This window comes from Cohnella baijiui (genome assembly GCF_020731285.1).
GTDB lineage: Bacteria > Bacillota > Bacilli > Paenibacillales > Paenibacillaceae > Cohnella.
Window position 1 is genome coordinate 15,570 of sequence record NZ_JAJFOW010000029.1, and the last position, 23,580, is coordinate 39,149.

23 protein-coding genes are annotated in these 23,580 nt (G+C 61.1%); 18 read left to right on the top strand and 5 right to left on the bottom strand.

Annotation, left to right across the window (positions count from 1 at the left end; genetic code table 11):
- The first annotated feature begins 240 nt into the window (after positions 1-240).
- The 4 genes from LKX83_RS22130 (at position 241) to LKX83_RS22145 (ending at position 4,370) form a co-directional block, all read left to right on the top strand.
- A complete protein-coding gene (locus tag LKX83_RS22130) occupies positions 241-1,101 on the top strand; it encodes a carbohydrate ABC transporter permease (RefSeq protein WP_227885005.1) in 861 nt (286 codons plus the stop codon).
- Positions 1,098-1,931 carry a carbohydrate ABC transporter permease gene (locus LKX83_RS22135; RefSeq protein ID WP_227885006.1) on the top strand — a complete coding sequence of 278 codons (834 nt, stop codon included), beginning with the start codon at positions 1,098-1,100 and terminating at the stop codon, positions 1,929-1,931. The genes LKX83_RS22130 and LKX83_RS22135 overlap by 4 nt, the downstream gene beginning before the upstream one ends.
- 54 nt (positions 1,932-1,985) lie before the next feature.
- Complete coding sequence (locus tag LKX83_RS22140) at positions 1,986-3,311, top strand: ABC transporter substrate-binding protein (protein WP_227885007.1); 1,326 nt, start codon at positions 1,986-1,988, stop codon at positions 3,309-3,311.
- Between the two features lie 75 nt (positions 3,312-3,386).
- The gene (locus LKX83_RS22145) at positions 3,387-4,370 is read left to right on the top strand and encodes a mannonate dehydratase (protein WP_227885008.1); all 984 of its coding nucleotides are present in this window, start codon (positions 3,387-3,389) and stop codon (positions 4,368-4,370) included.
- Between the two features lie 100 nt (positions 4,371-4,470).
- Here the strand turns inward: LKX83_RS22145 and LKX83_RS22150 are convergent, their stop codons facing one another.
- Positions 4,471-5,856, bottom strand: a complete 1,386-nt coding sequence (locus LKX83_RS22150) for a mandelate racemase/muconate lactonizing enzyme family protein (RefSeq protein ID WP_227885009.1) — start codon at positions 5,854-5,856, stop codon at positions 4,471-4,473.
- Positions 5,857-6,154: 298 nt separating this feature from the next.
- Between LKX83_RS22150 and LKX83_RS22155 the strand changes: the two genes are divergently transcribed.
- The 6 genes from LKX83_RS22155 (at position 6,155) to LKX83_RS22180 (ending at position 12,767) form a co-directional block, all read left to right on the top strand.
- Positions 6,155-6,718: a DUF948 domain-containing protein gene (locus tag LKX83_RS22155; RefSeq protein WP_227885010.1), complete on the top strand. Its 564-nt coding sequence runs from the start codon at positions 6,155-6,157 to the stop codon at positions 6,716-6,718.
- A gap of 47 nt (positions 6,719-6,765) precedes the next feature.
- Positions 6,766-7,089 (top strand): YflT domain-containing protein, encoded by a 324-nt coding sequence (locus LKX83_RS22160; protein WP_227885011.1) that lies wholly within the window; start codon positions 6,766-6,768, stop codon positions 7,087-7,089.
- A 154-nt stretch (positions 7,090-7,243) separates the two neighbouring features.
- On the top strand, positions 7,244-8,392 hold the full coding sequence (locus LKX83_RS22165; protein WP_227885012.1) for a PP2C family protein-serine/threonine phosphatase: 1,149 nt from the start codon (positions 7,244-7,246) through the stop codon (positions 8,390-8,392).
- A gap of 4 nt (positions 8,393-8,396) precedes the next feature.
- Positions 8,397-11,297, top strand: coding sequence for a response regulator (locus tag LKX83_RS22170; RefSeq protein ID WP_227885013.1), 2,901 nt, complete (start codon positions 8,397-8,399; stop codon positions 11,295-11,297).
- The gene (locus tag LKX83_RS22175; RefSeq protein ID WP_227885014.1) at positions 11,294-12,142 is read left to right on the top strand and encodes a CheR family methyltransferase; all 849 of its coding nucleotides are present in this window, start codon (positions 11,294-11,296) and stop codon (positions 12,140-12,142) included. The genes LKX83_RS22170 and LKX83_RS22175 overlap by 4 nt, the downstream gene beginning before the upstream one ends.
- Before the next feature lie 106 nt (positions 12,143-12,248).
- Positions 12,249-12,767: a general stress protein gene (locus LKX83_RS22180; RefSeq protein WP_227885015.1), complete on the top strand. Its 519-nt coding sequence runs from the start codon at positions 12,249-12,251 to the stop codon at positions 12,765-12,767.
- A 1,450-nt stretch (positions 12,768-14,217) separates the two neighbouring features.
- Here the strand turns inward: LKX83_RS22180 and LKX83_RS22185 are convergent.
- A complete protein-coding gene (locus LKX83_RS22185; RefSeq protein WP_227885016.1) occupies positions 14,218-15,471 on the bottom strand; it encodes an NAD(P)/FAD-dependent oxidoreductase in 1,254 nt (417 codons plus the stop codon).
- A gap of 56 nt (positions 15,472-15,527) precedes the next feature.
- The gene (locus LKX83_RS22190; RefSeq protein WP_227885017.1) at positions 15,528-15,683 is read right to left on the bottom strand and encodes a hypothetical protein; all 156 of its coding nucleotides are present in this window, start codon (positions 15,681-15,683) and stop codon (positions 15,528-15,530) included.
- Positions 15,684-15,857: 174 nt separating this feature from the next.
- Here LKX83_RS22190 and LKX83_RS22195 point away from each other — a divergent pair, with 174 nt between their 5' ends.
- The 8 genes from LKX83_RS22195 (at position 15,858) to LKX83_RS22230 (ending at position 22,678) form a co-directional block, all read left to right on the top strand.
- On the top strand, positions 15,858-16,184 hold the full coding sequence (locus LKX83_RS22195; protein ID WP_227885018.1) for an STAS domain-containing protein: 327 nt from the start codon (positions 15,858-15,860) through the stop codon (positions 16,182-16,184).
- A gap of 40 nt (positions 16,185-16,224) precedes the next feature.
- Entirely contained in the window at positions 16,225-16,668 is a 444-nt protein-coding gene (rsbW, locus tag LKX83_RS22200) for an anti-sigma B factor RsbW (protein WP_227885019.1), read from the top strand.
- Positions 16,665-17,441, top strand: coding sequence for a sigma-70 family RNA polymerase sigma factor (locus LKX83_RS22205; RefSeq protein ID WP_227885020.1), 777 nt, complete (start codon positions 16,665-16,667; stop codon positions 17,439-17,441). Before rsbW ends, LKX83_RS22205 begins: the two co-directional genes overlap by 4 nt.
- 83 nt (positions 17,442-17,524) lie before the next feature.
- Positions 17,525-17,875 carry a hypothetical protein gene (locus tag LKX83_RS22210; protein ID WP_227885021.1) on the top strand — a complete coding sequence of 117 codons (351 nt, stop codon included), beginning with the start codon at positions 17,525-17,527 and terminating at the stop codon, positions 17,873-17,875.
- Between the two features lie 198 nt (positions 17,876-18,073).
- Entirely contained in the window at positions 18,074-18,802 is a 729-nt protein-coding gene (locus LKX83_RS22215) for a response regulator (protein WP_227885022.1), read from the top strand.
- Positions 18,799-19,881 carry a sensor histidine kinase gene (locus tag LKX83_RS22220; RefSeq protein WP_227885023.1) on the top strand — a complete coding sequence of 361 codons (1,083 nt, stop codon included), beginning with the start codon at positions 18,799-18,801 and terminating at the stop codon, positions 19,879-19,881. Before LKX83_RS22215 ends, LKX83_RS22220 begins: the two co-directional genes overlap by 4 nt.
- 105 nt (positions 19,882-19,986) lie before the next feature.
- Complete coding sequence (locus tag LKX83_RS22225) at positions 19,987-20,772, top strand: ABC transporter ATP-binding protein (RefSeq protein WP_227885024.1); 786 nt, start codon at positions 19,987-19,989, stop codon at positions 20,770-20,772.
- Complete coding sequence (locus LKX83_RS22230; protein ID WP_227885025.1) at positions 20,744-22,678, top strand: ABC transporter permease; 1,935 nt, start codon at positions 20,744-20,746, stop codon at positions 22,676-22,678. The genes LKX83_RS22225 and LKX83_RS22230 overlap by 29 nt, the downstream gene beginning before the upstream one ends.
- A gap of 173 nt (positions 22,679-22,851) precedes the next feature.
- On the opposite strand, the gene LKX83_RS22235 is transcribed toward LKX83_RS22230, so the two are convergent.
- Both LKX83_RS22235 and LKX83_RS22240 read right to left on the bottom strand, forming a co-directional pair.
- Positions 22,852-23,094, bottom strand: coding sequence for a hypothetical protein (locus LKX83_RS22235; RefSeq protein ID WP_227885026.1), 243 nt, complete (start codon positions 23,092-23,094; stop codon positions 22,852-22,854).
- Positions 23,095-23,258: 164 nt separating this feature from the next.
- Positions 23,259-23,570, bottom strand: a complete 312-nt coding sequence (locus LKX83_RS22240) for a YtxH domain-containing protein (RefSeq protein ID WP_227885027.1) — start codon at positions 23,568-23,570, stop codon at positions 23,259-23,261.
- Positions 23,571-23,580: the final 10 nt, after the last annotated feature.

A 23,580-nucleotide genomic window follows, 5' to 3' on the forward strand; every position in this document is an offset into this window, starting at 1 on the left:
GGCGCTGGCCGCAGGAAAGACCGCCGGCGAAGGAATAAAAAAAATCAAACCATTTCATAAAATCGTCGCCTATGACGGTGTAATCGCTTTCGTTATCATGAGTCTACGCGCAGCCAACTGCGAACGATCCGCAAAGGAGATGGGGCACATGGGGTAGCTGCCGAGCCGGCGGCGGCCGTCCGTCCTTCGGCCGCGAAGAAGAAACGGAGCGCGGCGGGAACCGTCAACGGGGCGGGGTACTTGTTCATCTCTCCCTGGCTGATCGGCTTTCTGCTGCTGACGCTGTGGCCGATCGCGCAATCGTTTTATTTGTCGTTTACCGAGTACTCGCTGCTGAGCGAGTCGGTCTGGACGGGCACGGCCAACTACGCGAAGATTTTCGCGGAGGACGCGACTTTCGCCAAGTCGCTGAGCGTGACGTTTTTGTTCGTGCTGTTTTCCGTCCCGCTGAAGCTGCTGTTCTCGCTGCTCGTGGCGATGGCGCTGAACCGCAACATGCGAGGGATGAACCTGTACCGCACGGCCTTCTACTTCCCCTCGCTGATCGGGGGAAGCATCGCCGTCGCCGCCCTCTGGCGCAGCATGTTCGGGATCGACGGCTACGTCAATCAAGTGCTGGCCTGGTTCGGCATTCCGGGCGTCGGCTGGATCTCGAATCCCGACACATCGCTCGCCACGCTGATCCTGCTGAACACCTGGCAGTTCGGCTCGACGATGGTCATCTTCCTGGCCGGGCTCAAGCAGATTCCCCAGGAGTTGTACGAGTCGGCCTCCGTCGATGGCGCCGGGGCCGTGCGCAAGTTTTTCCGCATCACGCTGCCGATGCTGTCTCCGGTCATGTTCTTCAACCTCGTGCTGGGGGTCATCGGCTCCTTCCAGACGTTCACCTCGGCGTTCATCATCACCAAGGGCGGACCCGTCAACTCGACCTACATGTATGCCCTGTTCCTTTACGAAAAAGCGTTTAAGCATTACCAGATGGGATACGCCTCGGCGCTGGCTTGGATCCTGCTCGCCATCGTCGCTCTGCTGACCGCTATCAACTTCGCCGCCTCCCGCTACTGGGTGTTCTACGAATCGGAAGGGGGCAAGCCGGGATGACGACCGCGGGCGGTTCCAAGTGGACGAGACATCTGCTGCTTACGCTGTTCTCGCTCCTGATGCTGTACCCTGTCATCTGGTGGGTCGGCGCCTCGCTGAAAAAGACGGAGGAGCTGAGCCTGCCGACGCTGTGGCCGTCCACGCCGATGTGGGAGAACTACGCGAATGGATGGCGGTTCTCGGGCGAGTACACGTTCGGCCATTTTTTCGCCAACACGCTGCTCATGGAGCTGGGGAATGTCGTCGGAGGCGTGTTGACCGCCGCCGTCGTCGCTTACGGCTTCGGCCGCTTGAACTTCAAGTTTCGCGGCTTCTGGTTTTCGATCCTGCTGCTGACGATGATGCTTCCCGGGCAAGTGACGGTCGTGCCGCAGTACATCCTGTTCAACAAGCTGAATCTCGTGGACAGCTACGTGCCGCTCGTGGTGCCGCACTTTTTCGGCGGGGGCGCCTTCTTCATTTTCCTCCTCGTTCAATTTATCCGGGGCATCCCCCGCGACCTGGACGAGGCGGCCAAGATCGACGGGGCTTCCGTCTACGGCATCTTCCTGCGGATCGTCTTTCCGCTGATCAAACCCGCGCTCGTCACGGTCGGGATCTTCACGTTCATCTGGAGCTGGGACGACTTTTTCGCGCAGGTGCTCTACCTGAGCTCGGTCGACAAATTCACCGTCGGCCTTGCCCTCCGCATGTTCATCGACCAGTTCGATATCCAGTGGGGCCAGCTGCTGGCGATGTCGCTGCTGTCCGTGCTGCCGTCGGTCGTTTTGTTTTTCCTCGCGCAAAAGCACTTCGTCGAGGGGATCGCGACGACGGGCTTGAAGGGCTGAGCCACCCGAAGGCTAGAGGCAACAACCCATTTTTATATCAAAGGGGATGAACGAATGAAGACGAGAAAGGCGTATCGCGCCGCGGTGGCGCTCCTCGGGTCGGCGCTGCTGCTGGCGGCCTGCGGCGGGAAAAGCGGCGGCGACGCGGACGGGAGTCCGTCCGGCACGGCGGAAGGCAGTAAGGGGACGGGCGGAGGGACGACACTCGGCATCATGTGGTGGGGGCCGGACGCGCGGCACGAGGCGACCAAAAAGGCGCTGGAGATCTATACGAAGCAACATCCCGGCGTCAAGTTCAAACCCGAGTTCATGGCGTGGGACGCCTACTGGCAGAAGCTGCCGACGCTCGCGGCGTCTAAGTCCATCCCGGACGTGCTGCAGATGGACGCCGCCTACATCCAGGAGTACGTGTCGCGGGGCCAGCTGGAGGATCTGTCCGGCGTCGATCTGAGCGGAATCGTCGACCCGAACGTCGTCGAGAACAGCAAGATCGGCGGCAAACTGTACGGCATCCCCCTCAGCCAGAACGCGCAAGGCATCGCCTTCAACAAGGAGGAGCTCGCGCAGTACGGCATTCCGCTGCCCAAGCAGAATTGGACCTACGACGAATTTTTCCAATGGGCGCGCGACGCCAAGTCGAAGCTGCCGGAAGGCAAATATCCGATCGGCGACAGCACGACTTGGGATGGCTTCAACTTCTACCAGACGTCGATGGGCGGGCCGCCCGTCATGACGGACGGGGGCAAGACGTTCCATCTCGATAAGGACTTATTCGTCAAGTTCTACAAAACGTACGAGGAATTTCGCAAAGCCAAAATCGTGCCCCCGGCGGAGCAGTCCGCCGCGTTCCTCGAGAACGACCCGAAGGCGGACCCGATGGCGTCGGGCGCCGTCATGACCCGCGGCGCGACGACGGGGTCGGTGAGCGCGCTGGAGCAGCTCATGCCGGGCAAGGTCGGCGTCGTCAACATGCCAATCGGCCCCGCGGGCGGCGGCTGGGCGCAGTCGACCATCTTCCTCAGCGTCAGCGCGGGCTCCAAGCACAAGGACGAGGCGAAAGCGTTCGTGAAGTGGTTCGTCTCCGACAAGGAAGCGGGCGCCGCGCTCGGTCTCACCCGCGGCATCCCGATCAACCCGGAGATCTACCAGGCGCTCGAGCCGACGCTCGAGCAGAAGGATAAGCTCGGCAAGGATCTCTACGACCTGGCGGTCGGCAAGGCGCTCCCGTTCTACTCCGCGGCGGCCGGTTATTCGGAATGGGTGGATACGTACAAGAAGGAGCTCGACGCGGTCACGTTCGGGCAGCAGTCGATCGAGGACGCCTACGCGAAGATCGACAAGCTGGGCAAGGATTTGGCGGCCAAGGCGGGCGCCAAGTAAAGGCGGCATGCCTCCCCGCATCGCGCGGGGAGGCTTCGCCCGCGGTTGATCCCATTCGAGAGAGGAGCATGCAATGTGCGATTAGCCGAGTATTTCCCGTCCCAGCCGACCCGTCTCTGGCACCTGGCCAGGCAGATGGGCATAGGCGAAGCTGTCGGCGGCCTGCCTTGGGAAGAACAGACGGAGAAGCCGTGGGACCTCATGCCGCTCATCCGGATGAAGCAGCGATACGCGGACTTCGGCTTGACGCTGTCGGTCATCGAATCGATGCCGCCCAGCAACTGCATCAAGCTCGGCACGGAGGGACGCGACGAAGAGATCGAGGTATTCCAGACGCTGCTCGAGAACATGGGCGCCGCCGGCATCCCCGTGCTGTGCTACAACTTTATGGCGCAGTTCAACTGGTTCCGCACGTCGACGACGACCCGGACCCGGGGCGGCGCCCTTGTTTCGAGCTACGATCACAGCTTGATGCGGGACGCGCCGCTTACCGAAGCGGGCATCGTCTCGGAGGATCGGCTGTGGGAGAACCTCCATTACTTTCTGAGCCGGGTCGTCCCGGTGGCGGAGTCGGCGGGCGTCAAGCTGGCGCTGCACCCGGACGATCCGCCGATCTCGCCGATCCGCGGCGTCTCCCGCATCCTGCGCAACGCGGAAGCGTTGGAGCGGGCGATTCAGCTCGTGCCGAGCCCGAATAGCGGCATTACGCTCTGCCAGGGGACGTTGGCGACCGCGGGCGACGATATTCCGGCCGCGATCCGCCGCTTTGCGGGGCCGGGCAAATTGTTTTTCGTGCATTTCCGCGATGTGCGGGGCACGAAGGAAAAGTTCGAGGAGACATTCCACGACGACGGACAGACGGATATGTTCGAGGCGATGCGGACGTATTACGAGGTCGGCTACGACGGTCCGGCGAGGCCCGACCACGTCCCGACGATGGAGGGCGAGGACAACGCGAATCCCGGATACGAGCTGCTCGGGCGGCTGTACGGCGTCGGATACATCAAAGGCCTCATGGAGGCTGCCGTGAAAAGCGCCCACGCGACCGCGCCGGCTTAAGCCGGGCGGCCCGATCCGCTCTGGCTCGCCGCAACCCGAAAAAACGGTTTCGCCCTCTTCCCGGAAGAAGGCGAAGCCGTTTTTGTTCGCATGAACCGGTTCAGCTCCACAAACGGTCATTCGCGTAAAACTTGTTCCAGCCGTCCGTCGGCTCCCAGAGTCCGGGGATGTCCGGGTGCAGATGCTCGGCCAGCACTTCGTCGTTCAGATCGTCGATGCCGAGGCCGGGCGCGTCGGGCAGAGAGATAAAGCCGTTTTGGACGAGCTTCTTCGGCAGCTTCGAGGAGACGATGATGTCGTCCCACCACGCGACCTCGCAGGAATGGTATTCGAGGGCGAGGAAGTTTTCGGTCGCGATGGCCGCGTGGGCGGCGGCCAGGCAGGCGATCGGACTTTCCGCCATATGGATCGCCATGGCGACGCCGTACTCCTGCGCCATGTCGCCGATTTTTTTCGTCTCCAGGATGCCCCCCGCCGTCAGCACGTCCGGGTGGATGACGGAAACGCCGCCGGCCTCGAGCAGCGGCTTGAAGTTTTCCTTGAGGTAGATGTCCTCGCCCGTGCAGATGGGGGTCGTCACCGCGCGCGACAGGCGGGCGTACTGCTCCGTGTACTGCCAGGGGATCAGGTCCTCCATCCAGGCAAGGCTGTATTTGTCCACGCGTCGGCCGAGCTTAATGCAGTCCTCGAGCCCGATGTGGCCGAAGTGGTCGATTGCGAGCGGCACCTGGTAGCCGATGACCGCGCGAACCTCGGCGACGTACTGCTCCAGCAAATCAAGCCCTTTCTCCGTGACGTGGATGCCGGTGAAAGGGTGCGGGATATTGTAAATATCGTAGTGTCTGTTCGCGATTTCCCGAATCTCGTCGTCCGTCAGCCCGTCGTAATTTTGATTGTAACGAAGCTGGGACTTGGCCCTCATCTCCTCCAGAAAGCCAAGCGGAGCGCTAAGCGCTCCCGGCACGTGAAGGAGCTGGCCGATGCCCAGATCCATCTTCAGGAAGGTGAAGCCCGCCTCCATCCGTTTTTTCAGCGCTTCGCCCATCGCCGTACCGGTATTTTTGCCGACGACTTCCGTGTCGCAGTACATCCGGACCCGGTCTCTGAATTTGCCGCCGAGCATCTGGTAGACCGGTACGCCATACGCTTTGCCGGCCAGATCCCACAAGGCCACCTCGATTCCGCTCACGCCGCCGCCTTGCCGCGCATGCCCTCCGAATTGCTTGATTCGCCGGAACAGCTTGTCGACGTGACACGGATTTTCCCCGAGCAGTCTGCCCTTCAGCATCTGCGCATAGACCTTGTCGGCGCCGTCTCGCACTTCGCCGAACCCGACCAGCCCCTGGTTGGTGCACAACTTGATCAGGCTGCTGTGGAAAGGGCCGCCGACGATGTCGGCGAACCGGATGTCCGTGATGCGAAGTCCGGACGGATTGGAGTGCGTCTTCACGTGCGCGAGCGTCTCCTCGTACGTTTTGTCGATCACGCGTAACCCCCCTCGAACGGATGTTGCGGGTGCCGCGCCGGCGACCGGCCTGCGGATCGCACGGAACGGCGCCTTGCCGCACCTTCATCTTAAGATCGGGACGACTGCGAGGCGATGCCGTAAACTTACGATTTTGTTTGATTTTTTTCAACGATTCGAAAGGGGATCGATCAGGGGCGGGGCTGGGACGCGGACGCTCCGGCCGAAGGCGCTCGAACGGTTTCGGGGCGCTGCCCGCCGGGTAAAGAAGGGCTATCACGGGCGCACGCGCCCCCAATCGGAAAGGAAGGTGATACGCATGAGCAACCAAGCGATCATGGCTTGGAGCGTCGTTCTCATCGCCGTCAGCTTCGCCGCTTTGTGCGTCTATCTGATCGTCACGCTTAAAGCCGCACGCGAGGCGCTGCTCTCGGTGCAGAACACCGTCAAGGAGGCGGGCGATACCGTGGAGTCGATGCGGGGCAAGGTGGAGGAGCTGACGGAGAACGTGAAGACGATCTCCGAAGACGTGAAAAACAAAATACGGTCGACGAACGAGCTTTTCCAGGCCGCGCGCAACGCGGGCGTCACCTTGAAGGAAACGACGGGCGCCGTCCGGGAAATTTCCGGCACGCTAACCCGCGCCGTGCGCGAGCAGGTCGCTGCACTTGAGGAGCCGGATCCGGCCAAGGAGAAACCGCTCGTCGCCTGGATCAAGGCCGGCATGAAAGTCGCGGCGGCCATCCGCAACGCCCGCCGCAGCAAGTCGGAGGCAGACGAAAGGGAAGAAGCGGAGGAGCGCGCCGCTTACGTGCCGGAGCCGTTTCAGCCGCGGGCGGGCCGGGTATATAAAGGTCAGAACAGCCTGACGCTGAATCGTTAACCCAAATCAATCATTCCGAAACGCTCGATCCAAGGAGGAGATGCAAGATGAAAGCTTACGCCAAATTGGTCAACAACGGACTGGAAGCATTCGATGCCGTGAAGGATCTGCATCGCCAAGGATATCGGGAAGAAGAAATTTACGTGCTGGCGCACGGCGAGGGCCGGACCGACCGGATCGCCGACGTCTCTCACGCCAACACGATCGGAGCATCCGAGGAAGGCGTGCTGCAATCGGTAGCCAACTTGTTCCGCGACCGCGGGGACGAGCTGCGCTCGAAGATCCGAGCGATGGGCTTTGAAGACGGCGAAGCCGAGATGTACGAATCCGAGCTGGATCGCGGCAAAGTGCTCGTGCTGGCGAAGCATTGATCCCCGTCCGTCGAGTCGGCAGGCGTGTAGGGCACCCGGGAATAAGGAATGAGGAATCGCTCATTCCTTATTCCCGTTTGCCGCTTGTGCTTTACACACCGCGCCCCCCTACGATAGGCTGAGAGCAAGAGAAGAATGAGGAGAATTCAATTCCATGAGCATATTGGTCGTAGACGATAATCCGATGAACGTCATGGTCGTCCGGGAGATGCTGAACCGGTCCGGCTACGAGAACGTCCAGGTCGCATACTCCGCGGAGGAAATGTTCGCGCTGCTGCGGCCTTCCGAAACATCGGTCGAAGGCGGCTCCGTCGATCTGATCCTGCTGGATCTCATGATGCCCGCCATCGACGGGATCAAGGCTTGCCGCATGCTGCAGAAGGATGAGCAGCTGCGGGACATCCCGGTCATCATGGTGACCGCGATCGGCGACTCGCGCAAGCTCGCGGAGGCGCTGGACGCGGGCGCGACCGACTATGTCACCAAGCCCATCAACAAAATCGAGCTGCTCGCGCGCATCCGCTCGGCGCTCCGCCTGAAGAAGGAACTGGACTGGCACAAGGAGCGGGACCGACGGCTGCGCGAGGAGCTGAATCTCGCCCGCCAAGTCCAGGAAGCCGTCCTGCCCAACGACGTCGACGAGGAAAATTTGCGCGTCAACGCCTTTTTCCGCGCTTCCGAAGGATTGGCGGGCGATTTGTACGCCTGGCACGTGTTCGATTCGCAACACTTTCTGATCGCGGTCATGGACGCGATGGGGCACGGCATCTCGTCGTCGCTCATCAGCACGTACACCGCTTCCGTCCTGCACGAAGCGATGCGCACGACCGTCACTCCGAAGCGCATCGTCGAAGAGCTGAACCGGCGGCTGCTGCAGCTCCAATACGACAGCGAGATGATGCAGTACTATTGCACGGGCATCTGCGCCTGGATCGACCTGGAGAACGGCGTCATCGAATACGTGAACGCCGGACATCCGCCGGGTTTGCTGACCCGCGCGGACGGCAACGAGACGGATCTGCTCGTCGCGACGGCTCCGCCGATCGGCTTGTTCGAGGAGCTGGACGCAAAGATGGAGACGTCTATCCTGCGGACGGGCGACGTCCTCCATCTGTTCACCGACGGCTTGCTCGATCTGTTTCCCGGCGATATGGACGAGCGAATCGACCTTCTCAAGCAGCGCGTATCGGAAGCCGACTCGTGCACCGAGGCAATGGAGCAGCTTATCGCCTCCGAATCGCTCGATCGGCGTCCCGACGACCGCTGCCTGGTTCGCGTCGAGGTGAAAAAGGCAAGGCGGTGAACCGATGAAGATCAAAACGAAACTCATCTGGGGATTCGGGGTCCTGCTCGTTCTCCTGGTCGGAATCGCCGCCATCAGCTACGACCGGCTGACGCGCATGAACGAACGGCTCGACAGCTTCTACGAACATCGGTTCGTCAAGGTGGAAAACGTGATCGAGTTGAGAGGCAAGGTCAACGTCGCCGGCCGGACGGTAAGCGATATCCTGACCGGCTCGATCGACGACGAGCGGCTGGCCGGAGAGCGGCTGGACAACCAACTCGGCGACATCCAACAAGTGATGGCGCAGCTGAAGGACGGAAACAACGACGCCGACGAGCAGCAAATGGTCGATCGGGTCAGTCTCGATCTAAGCAGCTACGTCGCCTGGTTGCAGCGGTTCGAGCTGGCCGTCCGGAACGGGGACCGCGAGAGCGCACTCAAGCTGCATAGAGATGAAGGCCGGATCAAGCAGGATGATGTCGTCGGATCGGTCAATGTGCTCGTTGCGTACGAACAGAAGTCGATGGAGCAAGAACAAGCCACGGCCAAGCGGATGTACGAACGTTCGGTCCGCTGGGCCGTCTGCTTGACGGCCGCGGGGCTGCTCCTCGGCTTCGGTGTCATCCGCTGGGTGTTCCCGGACATTACGAGAGGCCTGGCCTTGCTCGAGATGATGGCGCGGAAATTCGGACAGGGCCGGCTTCGGGGCTTCGAGCGGTACGAAGTTCGCTCGGCCAACGAGCTGGGCGATCTCGCCCGCGTATTCCGCAGCATCGCGATGGACCTTCAGATGCAAAAGGAGCGCGAAGCGCTCTACAATCAGGCGAAGGATCAGCAAGCCTGGATCGCCGCCCAGCTCGCGAGACTCACGGAGCTGCACAACGGCATCGACCTGAATGCCGTTTCCCAGTCCTTCATCGGAGAGTTCGCCCCGGAGCTGGACGCCGCGTACGGCGCGGTGTACCTCCGCGAGGAAGATCCGATCGCCGGCGTCCGCCTCGTGCTGGCCGGCGCCTTCGCCGGGGACTCGGCGCACCGCTCGTTCCGCATCGGCGAGGGCCTCGTCGGCCAATGCGCGGCGAGCGGCAAGGAGACGACGCTCGAAAGCCTGCCGCACGGATATATCCGCATCGGCTCCGGCCTCGGCTCCGCCGAACCGACCCAGCTGCTGCTTTATCCGCTCAAGCTCAACGAGCAGACGATCGGCGTCGTCGAGCTGGCTTCTCTCCAACCGTTTACAAATCTCCATCGCGAACTGCTGGAAAGGCTGTGCGAGAAGTTCGCCTATCTCGTCGGCAATATCCAATCCCGGCTGCGCGTGGAAGAGCTGCTGCGGGAGTCGCAGACGATGACGGAGGAGCTTCAGGTGCAGTCCGAGGAACTGATCTCCCAGCAGGAAGAGCTCCGGCAGACCAACGAGAAGCTCGAGAAGAAAGCGTCGGAGCTGAAGCGCTCGGAGGAAGAGCTGCAGCGCCAGCAGGAGCAGCTGGAATACGCCAACCACGAGCTGACCAACAAGACCGCCGAGCTCGAGGAGCATATCCGCAAGACGGAACAGGTGAACCACGATGTCGCCAGAGCGAACGTCTCGCTCAAGCGCCAGGCCGTGCAGCTGTCGCTGGCGTCCAAGTACAAAACGGAGTTCCTCGCCAACATGTCCCACGAGCTGCGGACGCCGCTGAACAGCATGATTATTCTGTCGCAGTTTTTGACCGACAACAGCGAAGGCAACCTGACGGAGAAGCAGCTGGAATACATGGCCGCGATTCACGCCTCGGGCAACGACCTGCTCAAGATGATCGAGGAGATCCTCGATCTGGCCAAGGTCGACGCGGGCAAGATGGATATCTATCCGGAGTCGACGGTGCTCGAGGACATCACGTCGCATCTGGAGCAGGTGTACACGCCGGTCGCACAGGAGCGGGGCTTGCGCTTCGAGGTGCGGACCGAGGCGGACGTGCCCAAGGTGCTTCATACGGACGGTTATCGGCTCAAGCAAATCTTGCAAAACCTGCTGTCCAACGCGATGAAGTTCACGCCGGAAGGCTCCGTCGCTTTGCATGTGCGCCTGGCGGAGGAGCAGGAGGCGGAAAAGCGTCCCGCGGGCGCGGAGGGAAGGTATGTCGCATTCGAGGTGTCGGACACCGGGATCGGAATCGCATCGGATAAGCGCGAATTCATTTTCGAGGCGTTCCGTCAGGCCGATGGCACGACGAGCCGCAACTATGGAGGGACCGGACTTGGTCTCGCCATCAGCCGCGAGCTGGCGAATCTGCTCGGAGGCTGGATTTCGCTTGAGAGCGAGCCCGGTCGGGGCAGCGTCTTCACTTTGGTCGTGCCGGAGACGTGTCCGGATCCGGCGACAGACGAGCCGGAGCCGAGTTCGGACGATTTGGCGGCGCATGCACCGACAGAGGATCTGGAGTCGGCGGCGACGGCCGAAGCGCCGGAGGAGGATGCCGCTATGAGCGATCCGGCGGCCGAGGCGTTGACGGAACGGCCGGCTCCGGCTCGCGGGACGCGGGAGTGGGGAAGAATCTTCCCCTCCTACGAGGGGAAGACGATCTTGCTCGTCGACGATGACGCGCGCAACGTCTACTCCCTGACGAGCTTGCTGCAGCATCAAGGGATGACGGTGCTGACGGCGGAGAACGGGAGGGAAGCGCTCGAGGTGCTGAATCATCGGGACGACGTCGATCTCGTGTTGATGGACATCATGATGCCGGTAATGGACGGGTATGAGGCGATAGCCCGCATCCGAAGCGAGGAGCGCTGGAAAGATCTGCCGATTCTGGCCGTCACCGCGAAAGCGATGAAGGAAGACCGGAATAAATGCTTGGAAGCAGGCGCATCGGATTATGTCGCCAAGCCGATCCAGACCGATCAGCTGCTCTCCTTACTGAAAGTGTGGTTATATGCGTGACCGATATCGAAGCCTCTCCCCCGTACGACGAGAAGCTGGAAAAAATCGAAATCGAGGTGCTGCTCGAAGCGATTTATTTGCGCTATGGCTATGACTTCCGCGACTATGCATATCCATCGCTGCGCAGGCGCATCTGGCACCGTCTGTCGCTGGAGCAGCTCGGAACCATCTCTCTTCTTCAAAGCCGGGTACTCCACGAGCGGGAGGCGTTCGAGCGGCTGCTGTCCGATCTGACGATCCCGGTGACGGAGATGTTCCGCGACCCGGGCATGTTCGAGGCGCTGCGGCGGCGGCTGATTCCGGCGATGCGGGAAATTCCGCTGCTGCGGGTGTGGCACGCGGGCTGCGCGTCCGGCGAGGAGGCGTACTCCATGGCGATTCAGCTGGAGGAAGAAGGGATGCTCGCCCGGTCCCACATTTACGCCACCGATATTAGCAAGGCGTGCCTGCAGCTAGCGCGCAAGGGCGCGATCCCGATCGACCGGATGCGGCTATATACGAAAAATTACCAAGCGGCCGGGGGAAAGCGAACGCTTTCGAGCTATTACGAGCTATCGCATGGGGGAGCTAAGCTTCATCCCGGGCTCGTCGAGCGGATCGTCTTCGCGGAGCACAACCTGGTAACGGATCGGTCCTTCAACGAGTTTCAGGTCATCTTCTGCCGAAACGTCTTGATTTACTTCAACGCCGCGCTGCGGGAGCGGGTGCACGGCTTGCTGTACGAGAGCTTGGCGCCGGGCGGCTTCCTCGTCCTGGGCGGCAAGGAATCGGTCGCCTATACGGGTTTCGCGGGTCGGTACGAGACATGGGACGACGAGTTCCGGATCTACCGCAAAACGCGCTGAAGCCGCACGGATAAGGACAGGTTTCGGTTCAAACCGGTCCCGGTCGGGTAAAATAAGGGAAAGACGGATGGCGGAAGTTTCGCCGAGCCGAGAGGAGGTCTTTCCCTTGGGGATGACAATCGGAATCTTTAACCAGGAGCAGCAAGTGATCGACGCGATCGAGATGCTGCGTTCCGCAGGCGCGCACAAGGAAGATTTGCGCGTCATCGTGAAGAGCGAATCGGACGCGCCGCTGCTCTCGTCGAACAGCGACGTTCCCGTAGAGGGCGTCGCGGGTGTGCGCGAAGCGCGGGAACGCGTCGCTCGCGAAGACGAGGGTTCGTGGACGGGAGACGAGGGCGTCCTCCCGGTCGCGGGCGTGGCTGCCGCGCCGCAGATGACGGGGACGGCCGGTTACCCGGGATCGGGGCCGCTCGTTCCGGTGGTGGGACTGTTCGACTGGGACGGCGGTGAAGCCCCCGATTCCGAACGCGTGCTGTCCGACATGGGCTTGCCCGACGGGGCAGCGGATCGCGTCGCCGAGGAGCTGGTCGGCGGGAAATACGTGCTGGTAGCCGAGGAACGCCCGGACGGCCAAACCGAGCGCATTCTCCGGCAGGCCGGCGCCATCGATACGCTGCATTAAAGGATGGCTGGGCGGCGGTAGATCGCAGTTGTAAAAGGAATAGGATGCAATGGCGGCCCAGGAGGATTCCCAAAGGCCGCCTTTTTCCGCTGCCGGCGGACGATTCGAAACACCGATGAGGCATCAAGATCAGCCGGAATTTGCGCATTGCCAACTGATCACGCCATTTTCGAGAAACGATACGCTTGATCGGCGCTGCGAGGACGAAGCACGGTAATAAGTGCCGCTCATCGGCTCCGAACGACACTGGGGGGGCGGGTGTGGTAGGCTGGTGACGGTAATGTAGACGAAGTATTGTTGGCAACTGTATGTTGGGGACGATTTGTTGGTAACGGTGCTGTAGGCGAAGTATTGTTGGTAACGGTGCTGTAGGCGAAGTATTGTTGGTGACGGTACTGTAGACGAAGTATTGTTGGTGACGGTACTGTAGGCGAAGTATGTTCGTGGCAGTGTAGTTGGCGGTTGTATGCAGGGAGTATTGTTACGGCAGTATGTGAATCGCGATAGGTTCGTCTGAGGCACGTTGGACCGGTTTAATGCAAACGTACAACTAATTTCAGCTAATTCGCCTCTCAACCCTTCATTAATTGCAAAAGTACAACTAAAAGGCACGAAAAGGCGCGAAACCGGATCAAACGCCAATATTAGATGCACGAACGCAACTATTTGCCGTCGAGCCCCTTTTATAGGGAAATTAGATGTACGAATGCAACTAATCAAGGGCGAGCGTATAGCTAGGGGAGACGACACGTGACGGGGTAGAGAAACTTCGGCTAGGAGAGTTGGGAACGAGCAGGCTCGGCCGGATGAGCGGTAAGCTTTACCGCACATGGCCCCTCCAGGTGCCGGCTCGGCCAGATGAGCGGTAAGCTTTGCCGTTCATGAGCCCTCCTGGCGCTAGTTCGGCCGGATGTGCGGTAAGCTTTACCGCTCATGGCCCTCCTGGCGCTAGTTCGGCCGGATGAGCGGTAAGCTTTACCGCTCATGGCCCTCCTGGCGCTAGTCGGCCGGATGAGCGGTAAGCTTTACCGCTCATGGCCCTCCGGGCGCCGGCTCGGCCGGATGAGCGGTAAGCTTTGCCGTTCATGAGCCCTCCTGGCGCTAGTCGGCCGGATGTGCGGTAAGCTTTGCCGCTCATGGCCCTCCAGGTGCCGGCTCGGCCGGATGAGCGGTATGCTTTACCGCTCATGGCCCTCCGGGCGCCGGCTCGGCCGGATGAGCGGTAAGCTTTACCGCTCATGGCCCTCCAGGTGCCGGCTCGGCCGGATGAGTGGTGAAAAGTTCCTCTCACCGGCCCCGAATGGCGCTGCGAATGCGAGGTGCTGTAAAAAGTTTGGCTCATCCGCTCAACCGCCGAACCTGGCATCGCAAGCAAAAAGGGCTGCGCACCCAGCCCTTCAATTGCTCCACCCATGGATCCCCGGCCGTCGCAGATCCGGCAGCGGCAGCGCTACCCGTTCGTCACGGCGGTCGTCCTCTCCGGCAGCTGCTGCGACGGCGTTCGGCCGGGGCTGACGATGCGGGCGATCGAATTGTCGATGCCTAGTATATCGTCGAGTAGAAGCTGGGCGGCCATCTGGCTATAGACGGTGCCGTTGCCGCCGTAGCCAAGTGCGTAGTACTGCCCGGAGCGATCGGGATCCTCTCCGAGCCATGGCAGCTGGTCCGCGGACTCGCCGAAGGTGGCGCACCATTCGTAGGCCAGTTCCACGTCGTACGTCGGGAACAGCTCCCGCAGGTCGTTCATGAGCTGGGCCGTATAATTGCCAAGCTCCCGATCGGTCTGTACGGGCTGCCGCACGGGCTCGTCCCGTCCGCCGGCGATCATGCGGCCGTCCGTCGTCGTCCGCAGATAGAGATAGGGTCTGGCCGTCTCCCACAGCAGCCACCGCTGATGCCATTCCGCGAGAGAGGGCAGCGGCTTGGTGACGATGACGTAGGAGCGGTTGAGCAGCGCCCGCACGCAGCGGCCGCCCGCCGACTCCGGCGAGTAACCGACCGCGTACACGATGCGCTCCGCATGGATTTCCCCACGCTCGGTCCGGCAGACGATGCCGCCCTTTTCCCCTTCCACCGACTTCAGCGTCGTATGCTCGTGGATGCGCAGTCCGTGCTGAACCCCATCCCGGGCGAGCTCCGACACGAAACGGTACGGATCGATCTCTCCGTCCCCTTGCGTAACGATCGCGGCTTCGCGGCGGAAGGGGAATACCGACGCGATGCGGTCCGCGTCCCACCATTCGGCGTCGAAGCCGTGACGGTGCAGCATTTCGTATTCACGCCGCAGCGGCGCTACGTCATTCGGCGTGCTTGCGTAATAAAGACTGCTGCGCCGCCGGAAATGAACGTCCTGGGGCAAGCCCTCCGCGACATCGCATAGCTTTTCCACGGCGTTTTTGCATGCGCGGTAAAACATCACGGCATCAGGCTCCCCGATCTGGCCTGCCAGCTCGGAGAGCATGATGTCGTTCGAATACTGGATCAGTCCCGTATTGGCGGACGTGCTGCCTGACGCGACGCGATCCTGCTCGATCAAGATGGTAGAGATGCCGCTGCGCGCCAGCACGTATCCGATGATCGTGCCGGTCATTCCGCCTCCCACGATCGCGACCTGGCAATCCGTCCGGCCGTTGAGAGACGGGTAGATCGGCATCGAAGGATTGTTCGCAGGCCAAAATAACGATCCGAAATGCAACGGTCTCAAGTCTGCGCCTCCATCCGTTATCTGTGCTTACCCAGTATGTGCCGTTTCATCGATCTTTACTTGAACATGGGCAGCAAATAGTAGATGATGAGGTACAACAGCCCGAAGAAGATGACCAGGTAAGCCGCATATTTGATGAACGAAGACCAGACCACACTGGAATCCGACTTATGTTCCACTTCGCGTCTCTCGATATCGACGTTGTTGTCCATGACGATCGCTCCTTTTTTTGTTATTAAATGGATGAGGGCTCCGCTATGTCCGATTACCCGTCCGGCGGCGGACCCGAAACATATTCGAGCGGGAATGCCCCCTTTCGTTTCAAAGGGCGAAACACGGGGTAAATGTTCTTATCCGCTTATTTATTCATTGGAGAGGGGTTTCGTATGCATACCGATAAATTGTCTTTTCACACAGAGAACCTGGATGGATTGACGGTCGTTCATATCGCCGGCGAGCTGGATCTTGAAGTCGCTTCGCAAATGCGCTCCGTGATGGAGCCGCTGGTGGAGCTGTCGGATCGGCGTCTCGTCTTGAATCTGCGCGATTTGAAGTATATCGACAGCACCGGCATCGGGATCCTCATCAGCATCGTCAAGGCGAGGCATGCGCGCAATGCGCCGTTCGGCGTCGAGGACGTCCCGCCCACCATTCAAAAACTGTTCGACATGACCGGCATTACGCCTTTTCTTGCCGCCTCCCATAATGCGTAACGGCGAACTCATTAATGAAGGGAACGAGGACGAAACAACGATGAAAAACGACGCGAACGTAACGCTAACGGTTCCGGCGAAAGCCGAATATGTAGATATCGTCCGCTTGACGCTGTACGGCATTGCCGCGAGAATGAAATTTTCGTTCGAAGAAATCGAGGATATGAAGGTTGCCGTTTCGGAAGCCTGCAACAATGCCGTTCTGCATGCCTACGACCAAGAAGAGCCCGGACAGGTGGAAGTGGTCTTTACGATCGTCGGGGACAACGAGCTTCAAATCTCGGTCAGCGACTCGGGCGTCAGCTTCGAACAAGCGACAGATCGCAGCACTTCCAGTCTGCATGGAAAGTCCATCGAGGAGATCCAGTCGGGCGGATTGGGACTTTATCTCATGCAAGCTTTGATGGACCAAGTCGAAATCCGCAGCAGTCAAGGCACGAGCGTGATCTTGACCAAGCGGCGAGCTGTCCAAGAAACGGTATGAGCGTGCAACCGAACGCGCGTCTGCCCGACGATGCGATTCATAAATTGCTAGAATACCAGCGCACGCTGCGCAACGATCTGGCGGAAGATCTGATCCGCCATTATGAACCGCTCGTCCGGATGGCTGCGCATAAAATGTCCCGCAGTCATCTAAGCTTGCAAGAGGATCTGTTCCAGGTCGGACGCATGACGCTGTTCCGGCTGCTCAAGCAGTTCGACCCGGATCTCGGCATGCCCTTCGAGCCGTATGCGATGAAGAGCATAGTCGGCCAAATGAAAAACTACTTGCGAGACAAGTCTTGGTACATCCAGGTCCCCCGGCGGATCAAGGAAAAGGGACTCGTCGTCCAGCAAGCGATCGACGAGATGACGGTGCGCCTCGAACGGTCGCCCAGCGTGGAGGAGATTGCGGAATTTCTCGAGATGAGCGTCGAGGATACGCTTGAGGTGCTGGCCGGCCGCGAGCTGCATCATTACGTCTCGCTGGACACGCCGGTATCCCAGGAAGAGAACACCGCCACCTTGGGCGAGCTGATCGGGTCGCCGGCCGACGACTTCGCGGGCGTCGACAGGCGCATCGATCTCCAGGAAGCGATGATGAAGCTGAAGCCCGAAGAGCGCCAGGTGCTTGTCCTGCTTTACGAGGAAGGGCTCTCGCAGCGCAACGCCGCCGAGCGGCTGTGCGTCTCGCAGATGAGCATCTCGCGCATCCAGCGCCGGGCGATCGACAAGCTCAAGGGATGGCTAGCCGAGCCGGAGGAAGAAGAGAATTAGCTTGCGCCGATGTTTAGAGATCCCGCCTTGCGGGTACATATCGGTAAGCTACAACATTCTCTTCACCAAAGGCGGTGGAAACGATGACTGTCAAGTATCGTCTCGCGTGCTTCGAGTGCGACATCATCGTTCGCGAACACAACGATGCTCACCAGCTCAGCATCCAATCCCGCAAAAATCCGCTAGGCAACGGCAACCGGTTGGCCGATTACGGATCCGAAGAGGAAGCCGTTCATGCAGCCGACCAGCTGTGCGAGTCGTACACGATAGCCAGAGAGTACGGGTACCATCTGTCGGGAGGCGAGTTCGTGAAGGCCGAAATGCCTTCGATTCCCGTCGTCCAATTGCTGGACATGGGGCTTACGCCATCCGGCCTGCGGAACCTGCTCAACCAGGAAGCGCTCGTGTATGGCACGCAAGAAACGGCAGGCTAATCTAAAGCGTTTTCAAATTGCGAGAGACGAGGCCGATCCTTCTATTATCCATCCGAAACAGTTTCACTCATAAAGGGACGGCGCACATCCGTGCGCCGTCCTTTTTGACGCGCCGGTTGGCAAAGCGGCGAGATGTTCCTTACAATAACGTTCATACCCTTATTCGATATTTCACGAACGACGGAGGCGCGAACGGCCATGAGGCGTTATTCGATATTTGTTGTGGAGGACGACGAGAAGATCGCAGCTCAGCTGACCAAATATCTCGCCCGGTACGGGTACGAAGCGCATGTCGCCTCCCGGCTGGACGATCTCAAGCGCGAATTTCTCGAACGCAAGCCCGACCTCGTCCTGCTCGACATCAATTTGCCTTATTACGACGGTTATTACTGGTGCAGGCAAATCCGTACAGTGTCGAACGTCCCCATCCTGTTCGTCTCCGCGCGGACGCACGAGATGGATCAGGTCATGGCGATCGAGCACGGCGGGGACGACTACATCGCCAAGCCTTTCAACCTGGAGGTACTGCTCGCCAAGGTCAAGAGCAGCCTGCGCAGGGCGTACGGGGAGTACGCCATGCCGCCGGAGACCCGCGAGCTGCTGGACTTCGGCGGGCTGCTGCTGGATCGGACGCGCAACCGGCTCGGGTGGAAAGATCGGCAAACCGACTTGACGCGCAACGAATGCATCCTGATGGAGGCGCTGGGCATGCGGGCAGGCGAGATCGTTTCGCGCGAAGCGCTGCTCGCCAAGCTGTGGGACGACGTGAGCTTCGTAGACGACAATACGCTTTCGGTCAATATGACGCGGCTCCGGAAAAAGCTGGAGCAGCTCGGCCTTCCCGGCGCGATCGACACGATCCGAAGCCAAGGCTACCGGCTGCGGACGGACGGAGGAGCGGGCCGGGAAGAGGGGGGGCTGAGATGAAGGGAGCGGGAGAGTCCATTTGGTGGCGCCTCGTGAAAGACCGCCTGGTCTATTTGCTCGTCTGCCTGGCCATCGCAGGCATCCTCGTCGCCGTCCTGGCGCTCCGCCTGACGGAAGCGGAACTGCCGATGGACTGGCGCATCGCCGGGTATATGGCGCTCCTGACGATCGTCTTGGCAGGCGCCGCCCTTACGATTGATTACGGACGACGTCGGGCGTTCGATCGGGGGTTGCGCGACATCGAACAGTCGCGGCCCGGCGATCCGGCCCGCGTGCTCTCGCTTCCGGAGGGAGGCGGTCTCGATCAGCGGGACTATCGCCAGGCGCTTCTTACCCAATACGACGCGCACGTCGGCGAACTGGGCGAAGCCCGAAGAAGAGCCGAGCTGCGCCACCTTTTCACTCAGCAATGGGTACATCAGATGAAAACGCCGGTGTCGGTAATCGACCTTTTGACGCAGCAAGCGGAGGAAGTGTCCTCCCTGGCCGAAGCCAGGGAGATGCTGCACAGCATCCGCGAGGAGAATGGCCGCCTGGAGGAAGGACTCGAGACCGCGCTGTATCAGGCAAGGCTGGAGCGGTTCGAACGGGATCTGAAGATCGAGCCCGTCTCGCTGCGCGAAGCGGCCCGCGCGGCTGTCAACCGCCACAAGCACGCCCTGCTCCGCGCGGCCGTCTATCCCCAGTTGGAAGGGGAGGACCTCCATGCGGTCACGGACGCCAAGTGGCTCATCTTTGTGCTCGGTCAGCTCCTCTCGAACGCCATCAAATATTCCAAGCCCAAGCCGGGCGCCAAGCGGCTGACGATCGCGATCGCCTCGGTCCCCAAAGGGTGCGAGCTGCGAATCGCCGACGAAGGAGTCGGCATCCCCGAGGAGGATCTGCCGCGGGTGACCGAGCCCTTCTTTACGGGCGCCAACGGGAGAATAAGCGGGGAATCGACGGGAATGGGGCTCTATCTCGTCCGGGAAACCTGCGAGCTGCTTGGACACCGGCTATCGATCTCGTCCGAACCGGGCGCCGGGACGACCGTTCGGATCCGGATGGCGACGTCCGGCGAGGGAGACGGGGAAACGTGACGAAACTGTAAGATTTCTCGGCCCGTTCGTAAGCCTGATCCATAGGTTCATCCGACTTCGCTTGGTACACTAAGGCTAACGAATGGCAAACGGGAGGGTTTCGGCATGACGCAAACGATTTTGAAAGCGGAAGGTTTGACCAAAATATACGGCTCGCAGAGCGGTGTCCTGTACAAGGCGCTAGACGAGATCAGGCTTCACGTGGAGGAAGGGGAGTTTCTCGGCATCATGGGACCGTCGGGCAGCGGCAAAACGACGCTGCTGAACCTGCTGTCCACGATCGACAAGCCCTCGTCGGGCTTGCTCGAAATCAACGGCGTGCGGCCGCAGACGCTCAAGGACGGCCAGCTCGCCTTGTTCCGCAGACGGGAGCTCGGCTACGTCTTTCAAGACTTCAACCTGCTCGACACGCTTTCCATCCGGGAAAACATCATTCTCCCCCTCGCCATGGACAAGCTGCCCGTGGACGAGATCGACCGGCGGGTGCAAGAGAGCGCCGGGCTGCTCGGCATCGGAGCGATCCTCGATAAGCGTACGTACGAGGTGTCCGGCGGTCAAAAGCAGCGCACGGCCATTGCCCGGGCGATCGTCAATCGCCCGTCCCTGCTGCTCGCCGACGAACTGACGGGCAATCTCGACTCCAAGGCGTCGCGGGACGTGATGACCTCCCTGGTCGGGCTGAACGAGGGGCTGCGGGCCACTATCGTCATGGTGACGCACGATCCGTTCGCCGCCAGCTATTGCAAGCGAATCGTCTTTATCCGCGACGGCCGGCTCTTTTCGGAAATTCGCCGCGGCGCGAACCGGCAGGCGTTTTTCCAGCAAATCTTAGATTCGCTCAGCGTGTTGGGAGGGGAGTTCCATGACGTTCCGTCAACTCGCCTTCCGTAATATTTGGGGCAACCGTCACGCGTATGGATCGTTTTTCCTGAGCAGCGTTTTCGCCGTCGCGATCTTCTTCGTCTATGCCGCCTTCATCTTTCATCCGTCCCTGGCCCGGGGAGAGATCGCGGGCGGGAGCGGCACGAAGCTGGCCCTGATCGGCTGCGAATGGATCATTATCGTGTTTTCCTTCTTCTTCATCCTATACGCCAGCTCCTCGTTTCTGAAGACGCGGCAAAAGGAATTCGGCCTGCTGTTTCTGTTCGGCTTTACCCGCGGGCAATTGCGCAAGCTGATCGTTAGCGAAAATCTGCTGCTCGGCACGGCGGCGATCGTTGCGGGTACCGCGGTCGGCCTGTTGTTCAGCAAGCTGTTCTTCATGGTGCTGACCTGGCTCATGAACGTCGCGAACCCGATTCCGTTTTACTGGCCGTGGAAAGCGATCGCCGTTACTGCGGGGGGGTATTTCGTCCTGTTCCTGGTCATCGCGGCGGCTTCGATGAGGCAGGCGGGACGCAAGGAAGTCGCGGAGCTGCTGCTCGCCGCGAAGCAGCCGAAGCGAGCGCCGGCCGCTTCCCCTTGGCTTTCCGCGCTGGCGGCGGCTTGCCTCGCCGGCGGCTATGCGATGGCCGTCACGATGTCGGCCGGGAATTTGCTGTTCCGCATGCTGCCGATCCTGTTCCTCGTCACGACGGGGACGTACTTCCTGTTCACGCAGCTCAGCGTGGGACTGCTGCGGCGCCTTCAGCGGAATCGGGAGCTCAGCCACCGGGGGACGAATCTCGTCGTGCTCTCGCAGCTCGTCTACCGCATCAAGGACAATGCGCGCGTCTTGTTCCTGACGTCCGTGCTGTGCGCCGTCGTCGTGACGGCGGCGGGAACGATCACGGTGTTCATGAACGCAGCTGAAACGAGCATCGTCGGGCATTTCCCGCAAACGCTGGCGTTTCAACAGCAGGGCAAGCCCGTGTCGGAGGCCGAGCTGGCGAAGATCGAAGCGGCCGTCCGGGCCGAAGGCGGCGCAATCGCCTACCGGGCGGAAGTGACGGGCATCGCGGGCTCGCTGCAGCTGGGCGGCGGCCGCAAGCTCGATGCGGCGATGGTCGTCTCCGCGTCGGCGTACAACGGGTTGGCCGCCCGCCTCCCCGGTGTGGAGTCGGTGGAGGTGAAGCCCGGCCACGCCTGGTTCGTCTATCCCTATGCGGATGCGGCACCGGCGGTCGTGGCGCCCGGAACGGACGCCGTCTTTCGCACCGGCGACCGCGAGCTGAAGCTCCGAATGGACGGCCAGCGCAACGGCGGCATCGTCCAGGCGACCGGGCCTTCGACTTTTGTCGTCGTTCTGGACGACGGCCAATTCGCCGAGTGGCGGAAGGGAGCGGCCGCGGGCACCCTCGTCTACAGCTACGGGTACGAGCTGCGCGACTGGCGCCACGCGGGCGCGGCGATCGACAGGGCGATCAAGGCAGTTCCTTCGCTGCAAATCTCTTCCCGGCTGGCCGAGTACGAGTCGACGCGGCAGTTCACTTCGCTCTCGCTGTTTATCGCCCTATTCGTGAGCGCGTTGTTCTTCCTGGCATCCGGAAGCCTACTCTTTTTCAAATTGTTCACCGAGCTGCGGGAGGAGCAGTCGCAATTCCGCTCGCTCCTGCGGATCGGCCTCTCCCCGAAAGAACTGGGGCGCATTCTGACGACGCAGATTGCCATCCTGTTCTTCATCCCGTGCCTCGTCGGCGGTCTACACGCCTCGTTCGCGATGGTGGCGCTCGGCCGGGTGCTGCTGGATTCGAAAGCCGTCTTCGTCTCTGCGGTCGAGGTGATGGGCATCTACCTCGCGCTTCAGACGGTCTACTTCCTCGTGGCCCGGCGCGCGTACGCCCGCACGGTCGCCCGAGACGCGGGCGTCGCGATGTAGACGCGGATTTTCAGCAACGAACGAACAAAACCGTCCTTATAAAGGAGGAGCGTCGGGCTCCCCTTTGCAAGGACGGTTTCTTTGCGCATCCGCTATGCCAAAGATCAACTTGGCCGGGCCGCACGGATCGAATGGAGGCTCGGCGATCGGAAGCTGCGTTGGCGAGACAACGATCAAACCTCGTCCTGGGCCGGATCGGGCACCAGTCCTTCTTCCTTGAGCTCCCGGCCGGTCTTGACCCGCTCCATGTCGGCGCCGAGCCGCTTCAGATCGTCGAGGTCCTGCACCATCGAGCCGTTGCGTGCTTCCTCGACAGGGCGGGTCGGCATGGGACCGGAAGGTTTGCGATCCGCGTCGGGCTCGTAATCCGCGCCGCGGGAGGCGGGCCGGTCGGGGAGGTTCGCAGACGAATTCATCTTTGCTTCACGCTCCTCTCGGATGGCTGCGGTCGGGGCATGCCGCCGGGCGGTCCGGCTAGGCGGAAGCCCCATGCGGAATCCGGACTGTCCGCGGCGTTCCCCAACCGCAAACAAAGGCCCGCCGCGGGACGGACCCGGGAAAGGCCTTGAATTTGCAAACGTCAGTTCGGCTTTTGCGCGTTCGACATCGATTCCTGCATGTCGTCTTTCGCGGATTGGATGCCGTCTTTGGCCGTCTGGATCGCGGATTTCGTCTGACCGATCAGATCCGTCGCCTGCTGGCTCACCTTTTGGGCGGCTTCCTGCGTCTTGGTGCCGGCTTCGGAAACCCATTGCTTCGTCTTGTCCATCGACTTGTTGTACGTCGCCTTCAGGTCCTGACGAAGCTCGCGACCCGTCTTCGGGGCCAACAGCAGCGCCGCCGCAGCTCCGACCGCCCCGCCGATCAATGCGCCTTTGATCATTCCTGCCATATGAATTCCT